At 72.6% G+C, this 14595-nt stretch carries 12 protein-coding genes; 10 read left to right on the top strand and 2 right to left on the bottom strand.

All coding sequences use genetic code 11. The features are described from left to right. The first annotated feature begins 2 nt into the window (after nucleotides 1-2). The 4 genes from ACIHAD_RS09655 to ACIHAD_RS09670 are packed head-to-tail and all read left to right on the top strand — an operon-like array spanning nucleotide 3 to nucleotide 3092. Nucleotides 3-1049, top strand: a complete 1047-nt coding sequence (locus tag ACIHAD_RS09655; RefSeq protein WP_397353933.1) for a FecCD family ABC transporter permease — start codon at nucleotides 3-5, stop codon at nucleotides 1047-1049. Further along, complete coding sequence (locus tag ACIHAD_RS09660) at nucleotides 1046-1822, top strand: ABC transporter ATP-binding protein (RefSeq protein WP_397353934.1); 777 nt, start codon at nucleotides 1046-1048, stop codon at nucleotides 1820-1822. The genes ACIHAD_RS09655 and ACIHAD_RS09660 overlap by 4 nt, the downstream gene beginning before the upstream one ends. Beyond that, the gene (locus tag ACIHAD_RS09665; RefSeq protein WP_397353935.1) at nucleotides 1819-2457 is read left to right on the top strand and encodes an adenosylcobinamide amidohydrolase; all 639 of its coding nucleotides are present in this window, start codon (nucleotides 1819-1821) and stop codon (nucleotides 2455-2457) included. The genes ACIHAD_RS09660 and ACIHAD_RS09665 overlap by 4 nt, the downstream gene beginning before the upstream one ends. After that, nucleotides 2454-3092: a Uma2 family endonuclease gene (locus ACIHAD_RS09670; protein WP_397353936.1), complete on the top strand. Its 639-nt coding sequence runs from the start codon at nucleotides 2454-2456 to the stop codon at nucleotides 3090-3092. The genes ACIHAD_RS09665 and ACIHAD_RS09670 overlap by 4 nt, the downstream gene beginning before the upstream one ends. Here ACIHAD_RS09670 and ACIHAD_RS09675 read toward each other — a convergent pair. Both ACIHAD_RS09675 and ACIHAD_RS09680 read right to left on the bottom strand, forming a co-directional pair. Then, a complete protein-coding gene (locus tag ACIHAD_RS09675; protein WP_397353937.1) occupies nucleotides 3035-4735 on the bottom strand; it encodes a hydantoinase B/oxoprolinase family protein in 1701 nt (566 codons plus the stop codon). The genes ACIHAD_RS09670 and ACIHAD_RS09675 overlap by 58 nt on opposite strands. Then, nucleotides 4732-6762 carry a hydantoinase/oxoprolinase family protein gene (locus ACIHAD_RS09680; protein WP_397353938.1) on the bottom strand — a complete coding sequence of 677 codons (2031 nt, stop codon included), beginning with the start codon at nucleotides 6760-6762 and terminating at the stop codon, nucleotides 4732-4734. Before ACIHAD_RS09680 ends, ACIHAD_RS09675 begins: the two co-directional genes overlap by 4 nt. A gap of 102 nt (nucleotides 6763-6864) precedes the next feature. Here ACIHAD_RS09680 and ACIHAD_RS09685 point away from each other — a divergent pair, with 102 nt between their 5' ends. The 6 genes from ACIHAD_RS09685 (at nucleotide 6865) to ACIHAD_RS09710 (ending at nucleotide 14591) form a co-directional block, all read left to right on the top strand. After that, entirely contained in the window at nucleotides 6865-8328 is a 1464-nt protein-coding gene (locus ACIHAD_RS09685; RefSeq protein WP_397353939.1) for a hypothetical protein, read from the top strand. Beyond that, the gene (locus ACIHAD_RS09690) at nucleotides 8328-10058 is read left to right on the top strand and encodes a serine/threonine protein kinase (protein WP_397353940.1); all 1731 of its coding nucleotides are present in this window, start codon (nucleotides 8328-8330) and stop codon (nucleotides 10056-10058) included. Before ACIHAD_RS09685 ends, ACIHAD_RS09690 begins: the two co-directional genes overlap by 1 nt. 70 nt (nucleotides 10059-10128) lie before the next feature. After that, nucleotides 10129-10785: a response regulator gene (locus tag ACIHAD_RS09695; protein ID WP_397353941.1), complete on the top strand. Its 657-nt coding sequence runs from the start codon at nucleotides 10129-10131 to the stop codon at nucleotides 10783-10785. Between the two features lie 70 nt (nucleotides 10786-10855). Continuing rightward, entirely contained in the window at nucleotides 10856-12919 is a 2064-nt protein-coding gene (locus ACIHAD_RS09700) for a DUF6421 family protein (RefSeq protein WP_397353942.1), read from the top strand. Continuing rightward, entirely contained in the window at nucleotides 12916-13545 is a 630-nt protein-coding gene (locus ACIHAD_RS09705; RefSeq protein ID WP_397353943.1) for an SDR family NAD(P)-dependent oxidoreductase, read from the top strand. The genes ACIHAD_RS09700 and ACIHAD_RS09705 overlap by 4 nt, the downstream gene beginning before the upstream one ends. Further along, nucleotides 13542-14591 (top strand): threonine aldolase family protein, encoded by a 1050-nt coding sequence (locus ACIHAD_RS09710; RefSeq protein ID WP_397353944.1) that lies wholly within the window; start codon nucleotides 13542-13544, stop codon nucleotides 14589-14591. Before ACIHAD_RS09705 ends, ACIHAD_RS09710 begins: the two co-directional genes overlap by 4 nt. Nucleotides 14592-14595 lie beyond the last annotated feature (4 nt).

Raw genomic sequence — 14595 nt, forward strand, 5'->3', positions numbered from 1 at the left:
CCGTGACAGGCAAGGCGCGGCCCTCCAGGGCGCGGCCCGTCTGGGTGGTGGGCGCCCTGGTCGTGCTGGCCCTCACGATGGTCGCCGGGCTGCTCGGCGGCGCGGCGGACATCTCGCCGTGGCAGGTGGTCCTCCAGGTGGTGGACTGGCTGCCGTTCGTCTCGGCCGACTCGGGCCTCGCGCCGGTCGAGCAGGGCCTGCTGTACGAGCTGCGCCTGCCCAGGGTGCTCGTCGCCGCGGTCGTGGGCGGCCTGCTGGCCATGGCCGGCGCCGGGTACCAGGGGGTGTTCCGCAACCCGCTGGCCGACCCGTACCTGCTGGGGGCCGCCTCCGGCGCCGGGCTGGCCACGACGCTGGCCATCGTGCTGCTGCCCGGCGCGAGCGCGAGCATCCCCGTCGCGGCCTTCGCGGGGGCGGTGGGCGGGGTGTTCCTGGCCTACACGCTGGGCAACGCGGCCGGCCGCTCCGGCGGCACCGGCGGCGGCACCGCCACGCTGGTGCTGGCCGGGGTGGCGGTCACGTCGTTCCTGACCGCGATCCAGACGTTCGTCCAGCAGCTCAAGGTCGAGGAGCTGGAGCGCATCTACTCCTGGATCCTCGGCGACGTCGGCGGCGGTTGGGACCAGCTCGTGCTGGTCCTGCCGTACGCCGCGGTCTCGTCCGTCCTGCTCCTGCTGCACGGCCGGATGCTGGACGTGCTCAGCGTCGGCGACGAGGAGGCCGGCAGCCTCGGCGTACGGGCCGGCCGGGTACGCCTGACCGTCCTCGTGGCCGCCTCCCTGGCCACCGCGTCGGCCGTCGCGGTCAGCGGGCTGATCGGGTTCGTCGGCGTGGTCGTGCCGCACGTCGTCCGGCGGCTGGCGGGCGGGTCGTACCGGATCGTGCTGCCGCTGTCGCTCATCGGCGGCGCGGCCTTCCTCGTGGCGGCCGACCTCATCGCCCGTACCGTGATCGCGCCGGCCGAGCTGCCCATCGGGGTGGTCACGATGTTCGTCGGGGCGCCGTTCTTCGTCGGCGTCCTGCGCATGACCAGGCGGGTGGCCACATGATCGGCGTACGGGCCCTGTCGGTGCGCCTGGGCGAGCGCGACGTGCTGACCGGCGTGGACGCGCACGTGCGGCGCGGCGAGTGGCTGGCGATCATCGGGCCCAACGGCGCGGGCAAGTCCACGCTGCTCAAGACCGTCATGGGCGCGATCGTCCCGCACCGGGGCGAGGTCGTGCTCGACGAGCGCCCGGCCGCCGGGCTCAAGCCCCGCGAGCGCGCCAGGCTGCTGGCCTACGCCCCGCAGACGCCCGCCCTGCCGCCCGACATGACGGTCTTCGACTACGCCCTGCTGGGGCGCACCCCGTACATCCCCTACCTGGGACGGGAGAGCGGGCACGACCGCGAGGTGACCTCCTCCGTGCTGGACCGGCTGGACCTGACCTCCTTCGCCGGACGCCGCGTCGGCGAGCTGTCCGGCGGCGAGCGCCAGCGCGTCGTGCTGGCCAGGGCGCTGGCCCAGCAGGCCCCCGTGCTGCTGCTCGACGAGCCCACCACCGCGCTCGACCTGGGCCACCAGCAGCAGGTGCTCGAACTGGTCGACCGCCTGCGGCGCGCCGACGGCCTGACCGTCGTCACCACCCTGCACGACCTGACAGTCGCCGGCCTGTACGCCGACTCCCTGATGTTGCTGGCCGACGGCCGCGCCGCCGCCGCGGGCCGTCCCGACCAGGTGCTCACCGAGGCGCTGATCGGACGGCACTTCGACGCCCGTGTCAAGATCGAGCCGGGCCCGGACGGCCGGCCCGTGGTGCATCTGGTGCGAGGTGGGACGTGAAGCTGACCTATCGCGTGGAGGAGGGGGCCCGGCTGGGGTCACTGCTGTGGGAGTTCGGGCCCGGCTTCCGCATGATCTCCTCGGCCATGCTGGGTGGCGGCATCGGCCCCCGCGAATGGGTGCTGAACGCCCAGGTCGTGGCCGGTTACGCGCGGATGGACCCGGTCGAGCACCTGGTCGAGCTGGGCCCGCCCGGCCCCGGCGTCGGCATGCTGACCGCCGCCTCCGTCGACCGGTACGTCCGGGCCGCCGACGGGGGAACGGAGGCCGTGGCCACCGTCGGGCTGCGCGTCCCCACCTGGGCCGCCGCCCCCGAGGGCACCGCCGACCCCGAGCTGGCCCCCATGCGGGCGGGGACCGTCAACATCGTGACCGTCCTGCCCGTCGCCATGACCGACGCCGCCCTGGTGAACCTGGTCATGACGGTCACCGAGGCCAAGACCCAGGCGCTGATCGAGGCCGGCTACCCCTGCACCGGCACCGCCTCGGACGCCGTCTGCGTGGTCGTCCCGCAGGACGGGCCGGAGCAGGTGTTCGGCGGCCCCCGCTCGGAGTGGGGCGCCCGCGCGGCCCGCGCCGTCCACACGGCCGTCCGCCGCGGCGCCGAGGCGTGGCGCCCCGGTGACTACAGGTGACCAACTTCGGGAAGTACGATGTCGACGAGGGCGTGACTCCCGATACTGAGTGGGTGACCGCAACGCCGATCGAACCCCCCGCAAGGTGCACCGTTCTTCCCGGCCCGGACGATGACCTCCATACGTTTCCCAACGGCGGGAACCGTTACGAGCGCGTCGACGGGAGCCTGGTGGTGAGTCCTCCTCCCACCCCCGATCACCAGCGAGTGATCAGCCGGCTGCTGGTGATTCTCAACGACGCGGCCACGCTCGGGCTGGAGCCCTTGCCTGGCGTCGGCGTTCGCGCCGGCGAGGGGTGCTTCCACATCCCCGACCTCGTCGTGGTGCCCGAGAGAGCCTGCGAGTCGGCGCCGCTCGCGCCCGGCGACGTGCTGCTGGCCGTGGAGGTCGTGGGCCCGCACACCCGAACGTTCGACGGTGCGAGCAAAGTGCTGTCCTACGCGGCAGCAGGGATTCCGGTCTACTGGCGCGTTGAGCCCGACGAAGGGCCGACGCTCTACGTCTACGAGCTCGACGACGACTCCTACAAGGGGCCCGTCGCGCATGAGGCGGGCACCACGGCCACTCTCTCGGCGCCCTATCCGGTGAGCTTCGATCCGGCCGTCCTGGTCGCCCCGCGGAGTTCGAAGCCGTAGTCCTTCGCGGCGCCTTCGGCGGTGACGTGGCCCGACTCCAGGTCGGCCAGGATCGCCGCCGGGTCCCTCTCCGACGGCGGGCCGAGGCCGCCGCCGCCCGTCGTCTCCACGATGAACGCCTCGCCCGCCGCGAACCGTACGTTGTTCACCTTCGAGGCCAGGCGTTCCACCCGGCCGTTCAGGTGGCGCTTGTGGAAGCCGCCGACGCGGCCCGGCAGGCCGCCGTCCCGGCCCGGGGGCGGGAGGCGCAGGCGGTCGCCGCGGGTGGTGACGTGGCAGTCGGCCAGGAAGCGGTAGACGGTACGCGAGCCGAGCCCGCCACGGAACCGGCCGGGGCCGCCGGAGTCGGCGATCGTCCCGACCGACTCCACGATCAGCGGGCAGCGGCTCTCCACCGGCTCGGCCTGCGGCACCGAGTTGCGGCCGATGCCGAAGTGCACGCCCGTCGCGTCGGGCCCGTCCAGCCCCCGCCGGGCGCCCACCCCGCCGAAGTCGTAGGACAGGTGGATCCAGTACGGCGCCCCCACCGCCGCGATCGAGAACGGCTGGAGGATCCCGCTGGCCGCGATCGCGCGTTCGGGCATCGCGTCCGACATCGCCTGGAACACGGCCTCCATGGCGGCGTAGATGGGGACGTACCGGCCGCCGCAGGGATGCGGGGAACGGGCGTTGAGCAGGGAGCCCTCCGGCAGGACGACCTCGATCGCGCGCAGGCAGCCGTCGTTCATCGGGATCGTGGGGTCGAGGAAACAGCGCACCGCGAAGACGGCCGCCGCGAGCGACTGCGAGGCCGAGGCGTTGATCGCGGCGGGCACCTGCGGCCCGGTGCCGGTGAAGTCGAGGACGGCCGCGTCGCCGCCGAGCGTGACGGCGACCCGTACGTGGTGCGCCACCCCCGGACGCACCCCGTCGTCGTCGATCGGGTACGACGCCTCGAACCGCCCCCGGGGCAGCTCCGCCAGCGCGGCGCGGGTCCGGGTCTCGGTGTGGCGCAGGTAGTCCTCCACGCCCGCGGCCAGGCCCTCCTCGCCGTACTCGGCCGTCAGGGCCTCCACGCGGGCGGCGGCCACCGCCGTCCCGGCCACCAGCGCCCGTACGTCGCCCATGACCTTGTCGGGCGTCCGGCTGTTGGCCCGCAGGACGGCCTCCACGGCCGGTTCGAGGCCGTCCCGGGTGGCCAGGCGGACCGGCGGGAGCTGGAGCCCTTCGAGGAAGACGTCGGTGGCCAGCGGGGCCATGCCGCCGGCCGACAACCCGCCCAGGTCGGAGACGTGGATCATGGTGGCGGTGAAGTACGCCGGGACCCCGCCGGCGAACACCGGCCGGTAGACCAGCAGGTCGTTGGTGTGCACGCCGCCCCGGTAGGCGTCGTTGAGCGCGTACGCCTCGCCGGGCCGCATGGTGTGCGGCGGGATGTCCTTCAGCAGCTCGGGCAGGGCGACCTTCAGGGCCATGCTGTTCATCAGCGTGGTCGCCATGGACTGCGCGATCAGCCGGCCCCCGGCGTCCAGGATCGCCGCCGAGGCGTCGGAGCCCTCCACGATGAACGTCGAGTACGCCGACCGCACCACCACGATGCTGGCCTCCTCGGCGGCCACGACCAGCGCGTTCCTCAGCACCTCGGCGGTCAGCGCGTCGTTCACGCGGCGCCCTCCCCGGTCAGGCGCACGGCGCCCGACACGTCGTCGTGCGCGGCCTGCCAGCCGGGCGGGACCACGATCGTGGACTCGGCGTCCTCCACGATCGCCGGGCCGCGCACGCGGTCCAGGGTCCTGCGGGTGTGCACGGGCACGTCGAGCCACCCCCCGGCCTCGGGGAAGTACGCCCTCCTCCGGCCCTCCGCCACGCCGCCGCGCCCGCCCCCGCCCCCGCTGCCCGGGCCGGGAGACGCCGGCGCGGCGTAGGTGGGCGCGGCGGGGGTGGGCGCGGCGGCGTCGGTGACGCGGACGCGGTAGCTGACCACTTCGATCTCACCCCGCTGGACAATCCCATACACCTGGGCATATTTCGCGAAGAACCGCGACGCGAGCTCCTCCCGCGAGTCCGACCAGTCCACGGTCAGGTCGTGCGACTGCCCCGTGAACCGCACGTCCACCGACCGCGTCACCCGCACCTGCGCGAGGCCCAGGTCGGCGGCGGCGTCGGCGGCCAGCTCCGCGAAGATCTGCTCCGGGTCGGCCGCGTCCAGCCGCGACAACACCCGGTCCGTCGACAGTGACCCGGCCAGCAGCCCGGCCGCCGAGGCCACCCCGCAGTGCGCGGGCACCACCACCGTCGCGATCCCGAACCGCCGCGCCACCCCGGCCGCGTGCATCGGCCCCGCGCCCCCGAACGCCACCAGCGCGAACCTCCGGGGATCGATCCCGCGCTGGACCGTCACCACATGTACGGCCGCGGCCATGGAGGCGTTCACGATCTCGTGCACGGCGTGCGCCGCCTCCTCCCGCGACACGCCGAGCGGCCCGGCCAGCCGGTCCAGGGCCTTGGCCGCGAGCGGCGCCGAGAGCGGGATCGAGGCCGAGGAGAGGTAGCCGAGCACGAGGTCGGCGTCGGTGACCGTCGGGTCGCTCCCGCCGAGCCCGTAGCAGGCGGGCCCGGGGGAGGAGCCGGCCGACCGCGGCCCGACGCGCAGCCCGCCCGCCGGGTCCAGCCACGCGACGCTGCCCCCGCCCGCGCCGACCTCGGCCAGGTCGACGGCCGGCGTCTTGATCGGCACGCCGGTGCCCGCCCGCCGCCCGCCGAAGCTGCCCTTGCCGCCCACGTGGAACTCATGGGTGATCTCCGGACGTCCCCCGCGAACCGCGCACGCCTTGGCCGTCGTGCCGCCCATGTCGAACGAGATCACGTCCGGCAGCCCGGTCCCGGCCGCCGCCAGCACCCCGGCGGCCGGGCCCGACTCGATGGTGGACACCGCGCGCCGGGCGGCCAGCTCGGCCGAGATCACCCCGCCGCCGGACTCCATGACGTGGACGGGCGCGGTGATCCCGACCGCGGCCAGGCGCTCGCGCAGGCGCGACAGGTAGGAGGCCATCAGCGGGCCGATGTAGGCGGACATGATGGTGGTGGTGGCGCGCTCGTACTCGCGGATCTCGGGCCAGATCTCGCAGGAGGCCACCACGTGCGGCACGTGCTCGCGCAGGATCGACGCGGCCCGCCGTTCGTGGGCGGGCTCGGCGTAGGAGTGCAGCAGGCAGACGGCCGCCGAGGTGATGCCGCGCCGGGCGATCTCCACCGCTGCCCGCCGTACCGAGGCGGGGTCCAGGGGCCTCAGCACGGCGCCGCGGGCCGAGACGCGCTCGTCCACCTCGAAGCAGTCGCCGGGCGCGACCGGGGGAGGGGGCGGGGTGAAGCGCAGGTCGTACCGGTCCTCCTCCACGCGGGCGTGGCGGCCGAGCGGGACGGTGGCGCGGAAGCCCCGGGTGGTCACGAACGCCACCCGCGCGCCCGTACGTTCGAGCACCGCGTTGGTCGCCAGCGTGGTCGCGTGCACGACCCGGGTGACCAGGGCGGGGTCCACGGGCCCGAGCGCGCGAGTAACGCCGGTGAGTATGCCGGCGATGGGGTCGTCGTGGGTGCTCAAACACTTGGCCACGGCGGTGACGCCGCCGGGGCCGCTCAGGACCACGTCAGTGAAGGTGCCGCCGACATCGACGCCGATCGCGAACCCCATCCCGGTACGTTAAGTCCCCGAGCAAGCGCTTGTCTATGTATCGATCCCTTGACTTACGGCATCTGATTGGGAACCTGGACCTATTCAGTGTTTGGAGCGAAGATGGCGCGCATCACGGCTCTGGCGGGCAGCGTGGCGGCGGCGCTCGTGCTGCTCGCGATCCCCGCCGCCGCCCACAACCATCCCAGCGGGATCACCGACCTGGTGACGCCGGCCGTCGTGCGGGTGGAGGCGGTGTCCCACGTCGAGATCACCCTGCTCGACCACATCGGCGAACTGAAACACGTGGAGCGCTCCTACGACATCCCGTTCGCGTCCGGCACGGGGACCGTCGTCAACCCCGAGGGCGACGTCGTCACGCTCAGGCGCAACGCCGTCAACCCGGACGACGTCGCGATCTACGCCGCCAACAAGATCTTCGCCGAGCACCACAAGGTCAAGATCCCGCTCGACTACAAGAAGCACACCCTCAAGGACGACCAGCTCAACCACCATCTGCAGGAGTGCTACCCGCCGAAGACCAGCACCGCCACCTGCATCATCGACGTCACCACCGACATCACGGTGTTCCCCAACGTCTCGCCGCCGAGCGCGGGCCTGAAGTACAAGTGCATCAAGGCCGGCAAGACCCCCGACACCCCCGCCGTGCTGATCCCGCTCACCCCCGCCTCCGGCGGCGTCGGCGTGCCGACCGCGCCGCTCGCCGACAAGGTGCCCGAGCAGGAGGGCTCGCCCACCAACGTGGCCGGCTTCCTGGGCCGGCCCGGGCCCGACGTCCAGGAGACCGTGCAGATCGCCCACCTGTCCAAGGGCGGCCAGGCCGGCGCGACAGGCAGGCCCTTCGCCGACCCGGAGAAGAAGGTCGACGAGCCGGTGAAGCTGGGCGCGCTGGTCGACCAGGGCCTGGCCGGGGCGCCGGTGATCGGCGACAAGGACGGGCACGTCATCGGCATGCTCATCGGCGGCGGCAAAGAGGCCACCATGCTGGGCGTCAGGGAGATCACCGCCACCTTGGCCGCGGCCAAGGTCGCGCCGCGCAGGGGCGCGATCGACACCGCCTTCGAGGCCGCGCTGACCCGCTACCACACCAAGTACTACACCGAGGCCGCGCCGGGCTTCCAGCGCGTGCTGGAGCTCTATCCCGGCAACGTGGTGGCCGCCACGCTGCTCAAGACGTCCCTGGCCAAGCGGGGCGGGCCCGAGGACCAGGGCACCAAGCAGGCGGTGGCGCCCACGTCGCGGTCCACGCCGCTGTGGCCGTTCCTGATGGCGGCCGGGGTGCTGCTCATCGCCGCGGCCGGCGGGGTGTACCTGCTGTGGCGGCGGCGGACGCCGCCGAGACCGATCGAGCTGCCGGAGCCCCTGGCGGCGGCCCCGCCGTACGACGAGGGCGGGAGCCAGACCGTCGTCGTACGGCGCTCGCAGCCGTTCCAGATGGTCCCGCAGCAGCAGCAGGTGATGACCGCCCCCGACACCCCGCCGGTCAAGTACTGCACCTCGTGCGGCATGAGGCTCGGCCCGGCCCACCGTTTCTGCGGCTACTGCGGCCACCCCATCGAGACGTGATGCACTTGAACGACAGATCGCTCATCGGCCAGGAGGTGGCCGGGTACTACATCGAGGACATCGTCGGCAAGGGCGGCATGGCCGTCGTCTACCTGGCGCTCGACCCCCGGCTCAGCCGCCGCGTGGCGTTGAAGATCCTCAACCCGGTGCTCTCCGTGGACGACAGGTTCCGCCAGCGGTTCATCCTGGAGTCCAGGACGGTCGCCAGCATCGAGCACCCCAACATCATCCCCATCTACGAGGCCAACGCCGACGACGACGGCGTCCTGTACATCGCCATGCGCTACGTGGACGGCCTCGACCTGCGCAGGCTCATCTACGACCGGGGCCCGCTGCCGCTCGCCCAGGCCAGCCAGATCTTCGTCCAGACGGCCGCCGCGCTCGACGCCGCGCACGCCCACGACCTGATCCACCGCGACGTGAAGCCGGCCAACATCCTGCTGGCCGGCGACCACGTCTACCTGACCGACTTCGGCATCACCAAGCACCGCTCGTCGATCTCCGGCCTGACCCAGACCGACCAGTTCATCGGCACGCCCCGGTACATGTCGCCCGAGCAGATCAACAAGGAGCACATCGACGGCCGGTGCGACCAGTACGCGCTGGCCTGCGTGGTCTACGAGGCGCTGACCGCGCGGCTGCCGTTCCAGCGGGAGAACGACATCGCGCTGCTGTGGGCGCACCTGGCCGAGCAGCCCGCGCCGCTGTCGCAGCTCCGGCCCGAGCTGCCGCCGCAGGTGGACACCGTGATGTCGCGCGCGCTGGCCAAGTCGCCCGAGCAGCGCTACGCCACCTGCGTGGAGTTCGTGACCGCGCTGCGCGACGCGATCAGCGGCCAGGAGGCCGAGCCGGGCGGCAGGCACCCGTCGGGGCCCCACCCGGTGCCGCACGCCGTCCCGCGCACGGGCCCGCACGCGGCGCCGGTTCCGGGACCCGTTCCGGGGCCGGTTCCAGGGCCGGTCACAGGCCCCCGTACCGGGCCTCAGGCGGCCCCTCAGACCGGCTCGCGGCAGAGCCCGTACGCGGTGCCGCGGACCGGCCCGCACGGCCTGGGACAGCCCTCCGGGCCGCACACGGCCAATCCGCACAATGCGGCCCCCACCCACCCCACGGCTCCGGCCAGGAGTCCGGGGCGGCTGCCGCTCGTGGCCGTCACGCTGGTGGCCGCCGTGGCCGCGCTGGCGCTGGTCGCGATGATCGTCTTCAACCACCGCGGCGACACCTGGTCGCGCTACGCCGCCAGCGCCGCCGCGCCGCTCGCCTTCGACTACCCCGGCGACTGGACCGCGCGCACCCACCAGGACCTGTTCGCCGTGGCCTCGCCGTACGCCACCGAGTTCGAGTCGCTGTTCGTGGCCGGTCCGGGGGCCGACTGGTCGGCCGTGTCCCAGATCGTCGCCGACGACCCCGACAGCGCCGTGGGCGTGTACGTCCAGGTCTCCGACACCCTCGACGCGGGCGGCGACTCCGAGCAGATGAAGAGCAAGATGGACAACCTGCTGCCCGGCCAGGTGGATCTGGGCAAGCCGGTCCAGGACCAGGCGGGCAACAGCCCGGCCACCCGCTTCGACGGCGCGCTGCACGACCCGGCCAGTGGCACCCGGCTCGGATTCGTCAGCTACGTCATCGACCGCCGGCCCAAGACCATGCTCGTGATGTACTTCTGTGCCAAGAACACCTGCGACGACGCCGTCCAGACGCGTATCAGGCAGAGTGTGCGCCCTTCGTAGACTTGTAACTGACTTGTGCCCGGCTTGACCTGGGTGTCCAAGCCGGGCATCCGGCGTCTACCCTCCGCGTGTGGGCATACGAATCGTCATCGCCGACGACCAGGCGATGGTCAGGGCCGGGTTGCGCATGGTCGTCGAGAGCGACCCCGGCATGGAGGTCGTCGGCGAGGCCGGCGACGGACGCGAGGCCATCGCGGTGGCCCGCCGCACGAGACCCGACATCGTCCTCATGGACATCTCCATGCCCCGGCTCGACGGGCTCGCCGCGGCCAGGGAACTGCTCGACACCCCCTCGCCGCCCAAGGTCATCACGCTGACCACGTTCGACACCGACGAGAACCTCTACGCCGCGCTGCGCGCCGGAACCAGCGGGTTCCTGCTCAAGGTGTCGCCGCCCGAGCAGCTCCTGGAGGCGATCAGGGTGGTGCACTCCGGCGACGCGCTGCTCGACCCGGCCGTGACCAGCCGGGTCATCGCCACGTTCGCCGGGCGCGCCGACCCCACGCCCTCGCCGATGCTGGCCGAGCTGACGCCGCGCGAGCTGGAGGTGCTGCGGCTGCTGGCCAGGGGGCTGACCAACGCCGAGATCGCCAGAGACCTGTACGTCGGCGAGGCCACGGTCAAGACGCACGTGGCCAGGGTGCTGATGAAACTGTGCCTGCGGGACCGGGCCCAGGCGGTCGTCTTCGCCTACGAATCAGGCGTCGTACGCCCGGGTGCGGCCTGAGGTTTGACGGACAGGGGGGTACGTATGTGTATATTTTCCGTGAGAAGGCGGTAGTAACAGGAGATATTTCATGCCATCGTTCCCCCGAGTGCTGTTCGACGAGGCCCACAACGAGTCGTGGACCATCCGCCGCGACGTCGCCGAGACCATCAACCCCTCCCACCCCGACGACAACAGCTACGCGCGCGCGGCCGCCGCGCTGCGCCATCTGGGGCACGACGTGCTCGCCCACACCGAGGGCTCCCTGACGGCCGCGACGCTGGCCGGCCAGGACGTGCTGGTGATCGCCCACCCGTCCGGCGACCGGTGGGAGCGCACCACCGGCCAGGGCAGCCCCGTCTTCGCCGCCGCCGAGCTGGACGCCGTCGAGTCGTTCGTGGCCGAGGGCGGCGGGCTCGTGGTGCTGGCCGAGGAGGAGCAGGACAAGTACGGCAACAACGTCGCCGAGCTGCTCTCCCGCTTCGGGGTGGGCGTCGGTCACACGACCGTGCGCGACCCGAGGAACGCCCACCGCGAGGTCGCGACCTGGGTGCTGGCCGAGCGCGCCACCGGCGACGGCGTGCTGGCAGGCGTCCAGCGGGCCTGCTTCTACCGCTCGGGCGTGCTGAGCGCCCCCGAGCAGGCGACGGTCCTGTTCGCCACCTCGGCCACCGCCGACCCGGCGGGCGCGCCGCTGGCCGTCGCCCTGCGGCACGGCAAGGGCCGGGTCGTCGTGTTCGCCGACTCCGACCTGTTCGGCGACGACTCGATCGAGGACTACGACCACCGCAGGCTCTGGGGCAACGTGATCACCTGGGCCGCCCGCGTCCCCGGCGGCGACGAGGGCGCCGGATCCCGGGACGAGGCCAAGGCCGCCCTGTTCGCCCGGCTCAAGGAGGCCGTGGAGGAGCTGCGTCCGCTGCAGGTCAAGGACGGCTCGGTGCCGCGGGAGAAGGAGCGGGCCAAGGCGCTGGTCGCCGAGATCGGCCGCCGCGTGGGCGAAATTTCGCCCCATTTCCCTCATGACGCCGCGTACCTCCAGGCCGTCCAGGACGACCTGGCCGCCTGGGCCGAGCAGGACCTCGGCGTGCCCGACTTCCTCGGCGCCCTGGACCTCTTCCACCCCGACACCCAGCGTGTGGACGGCCTGGAGCACGTCGTGGTGTTCCCCATGTACACCCAGAACGGCAACCTCGACCGCAACCTCGAAGCCGTCTGGATCCGGACCATCTGGCCCGACTGGCTGGCCCGGCTGGAGGCGGGCGGCTACGACAACCCGATGTTCGTGCCGATCGCGTTCGAGGACTTCACCTCCGGCTACGACACCCACTCGGCCGTGCTGTTCCCCGAGACGGTCGCGGTGCGCCAGGCGCCCGCCCGCTTCACCTGGGGCGGCATCTTCGCCGACCGCGAGTCCGCCAGGTTCCGGCGGGTCTCGGCGGCGGCCGCCGCCACGCTCAGGCTCGACCTGCCGCCGGACGCCGCCCGGCTGCTGGACTCCCAGCAGCTCGCCCAGGACACGTTCGTGTTGTGGGACCTGATCCACGACCGCACGCACAGCCACGGCGACCTGCCGTTCGACCCGTTCATGATCAAGCAGCGGATGCCGTACTGGCTGTACTCGCTGGAGGAGCTGCGCTGCGACCTGACCGCGTTCGGCGAGGCCGTGGAGCTGGAGGGCAAGGGCGTGCCGCATGCCCGGTACGTCCAGCTCGCGATCCTGTTCGACCGGCTGTTCAGGTTCCCGGTCACCGGTGACCGGGTGCGCAACTACGACGGGCTCGGCGGCCAGCTGCTCTTCGCCTACCTGCACCGCAACGACATCGTGCGCTGGACCGACAACCGGCTCACGATCGACTGGGAGCGCGTCGCCGACGGCGTGGCCGACCTGCGGGGCGAGGTCGAGAAGTTGTACCGCGACAGCATCGACCGGTCCAAGCTGGCGCACTGGCTGGCCGCCCACGAGCTGGTCAGCGCGTACGTGCCGCCGGCCCCCGGCTCGGTGTGGGCCAAGGGCGTGCAGGCGCTGCCGGAGGAGCAGAAGGCCAAGGTGGACGCGGTGCTGCCGGACGAGTTCCCGCTCAGCATGTTCTACGAGGCCCTGCGCCGTAAGCTGACAGACGTGGTCGATTCGACTAAGGGGATCCGCGCATGATCATCCTGGTGACGGGGGCCGGCGGCCCCACGGGTGAGGCCGTTTCCGAGCACTTCCGCAAGCAGGGGCACACCGTGATCGGGGTCGACAAGCAGGACGTCGACCTGCTCGACCGCGCGGCCGTCCAGGACCTGGCGGCGCGCATCGACGCCGAGCACGGCCGGGTCGACGGCGTGGTCCACCTGGTCGGCGGCTGGCGCGGCTCGCGCACGTTCGCCGACACCCGCCTGGAGGACTGGGACGTCCTGCACGACCTGCTGATCCGCACCCTCCAGCACGTGTCGCTGGCCTTCGAGCCGCTGCTGCGCAAGAGCGACAACGGCCGGTTCGTCATCGTCTCGGCCAAGGCCGCCCAGCGCCCCACGGCGGGCGGCGCGGCCTACTCGGCGGCCAAGGCGGCCTCGGAGGCGTGGACGCTCTCCCTGGCCGACGCGCTGTCCGGCACGAACGCGGCAGCGGTCATACTGGTGGTGAAGGCCCTGGTCAACGACGCGATGAGGGCCGCGAAGCCGGAGGCGAAGTTCCCCGGCTTCACCGACGTCGGCGACCTGGCGGAGGCGATCGCCGGCCTCTACGACCGCCCCGCCGCAGACATCAACGGCACCCGATTGGACCTCACTTCTTGATCCCCCGGCACGACCCCCAGCTCAAGGCGTTCGCCAGCGACAACTACGCCGGCGTGCACCCGGAGATCCTCCAGGCCATCGTCCAGGCCAACGGCGGTCACCAGATCGCCTACGGCGACGACGTCTACACCGAGGCGCTGCAGCAGGTCTTCCAGCGGCACTTCGGCGACCGGGCGCGGGCCTGGCCGGTCTTCAACGGCACGGCGGCGAACGTGGTCTCGCTGCGCGCGATGACCGCCCACTGGGAGGCGGTCGTCTGCGCCGAGAGCGCGCACATCCACACCGACGAGGGCGGCGCCCCCGAGGTGGCGGGCGGCATCAAGCTGCTCACCGTGCCCACGCCCGACGGCAAGCTCACCCCCGGGCTGATCGACCGCCAGGCGTGGGGCTTCGGGGACGTGCACCGGGCCCAGCCCAAGGTGGTGTCGATCTCCAACACCACCGAGTGGGGGACGGTCTACACACCCGAGGAGATCGCCGCGATCTGCGCGCACGCGCACGAGCTCGGCCTGCTCGTCCACCTCGACGGCTCGCGGCTGACCAACGCCGCCGCCGCGCTCGACGTGCCGATGCGGGCCCTGACCACCGACGCGGGCGTGGACGTCCTGTCCTTCGGCGGCACCAAGATCGGCCTGCTGTACGGCGAGGCCGTCGTGGTGCTCAACCCGGAGGCGGCCACCGGCGTGGACTACATCCGCAAGACGTTCATGCAGTTGTCGTCCAAGATGCGGTTCGTCTCGGCCCAGTTCGAGGCGCTGCTCTCGGGCGACCTGTGGCTGCGCAACGCCCGGCAGGCCAACGCCATGGGACGGCGGCTGGCCGAGGCCGTGTCGCGCATCCCGGGCGTCACGGTGCCCCGGCCCGTGGAGGCCAACGCGGTCTTCGCGATCCTGCCGAAGGACGTGACCGAGCGGCTGCAGAAGCGCTTCCGCTTCTACACCTGGAACGAGGCGACCGGCGAGGTGCGCTGGATGTGCGCCTTCGACACCACCGAGGCGGACGTCGACGCGTTCGCGGCGGCGGTCGCCGAGGAGATGCGGGCCTGACCGG

Origin of the sequence: Nonomuraea sp. NPDC052265, from assembly GCF_044547985.1 — a bacterium.
GTDB lineage: Bacteria > Actinomycetota > Actinomycetes > Streptosporangiales > Streptosporangiaceae > Nonomuraea.

Bases quoted from the DNA above. Each gene is read 5' to 3' on its own strand.
- ACIHAD_RS09680 (WP_397353938.1), bottom strand. From the start codon at position 6,762: ATGGGGTTCGCGATCGGCGTCGATGTCGGCGGCACCTTCACTGACGTG.
- ACIHAD_RS09700 (WP_397353942.1), top strand. From the start codon at position 10,856: ATGCCATCGTTCCCCCGAGTGCTGTTCGACGAGGCCCACAACGAGTCG.
- ACIHAD_RS09690 (WP_397353940.1), top strand. From the start codon at position 8,328: ATGCACTTGAACGACAGATCGCTCATCGGCCAGGAGGTGGCCGGGTAC.
- ACIHAD_RS09660 (WP_397353934.1), top strand. From the start codon at position 1,046: ATGATCGGCGTACGGGCCCTGTCGGTGCGCCTGGGCGAGCGCGACGTG.
- ACIHAD_RS09685 (WP_397353939.1), top strand. From the start codon at position 6,865: ATGGCGCGCATCACGGCTCTGGCGGGCAGCGTGGCGGCGGCGCTCGTG.
- ACIHAD_RS09705 (WP_397353943.1), top strand. From the start codon at position 12,916: ATGATCATCCTGGTGACGGGGGCCGGCGGCCCCACGGGTGAGGCCGTT.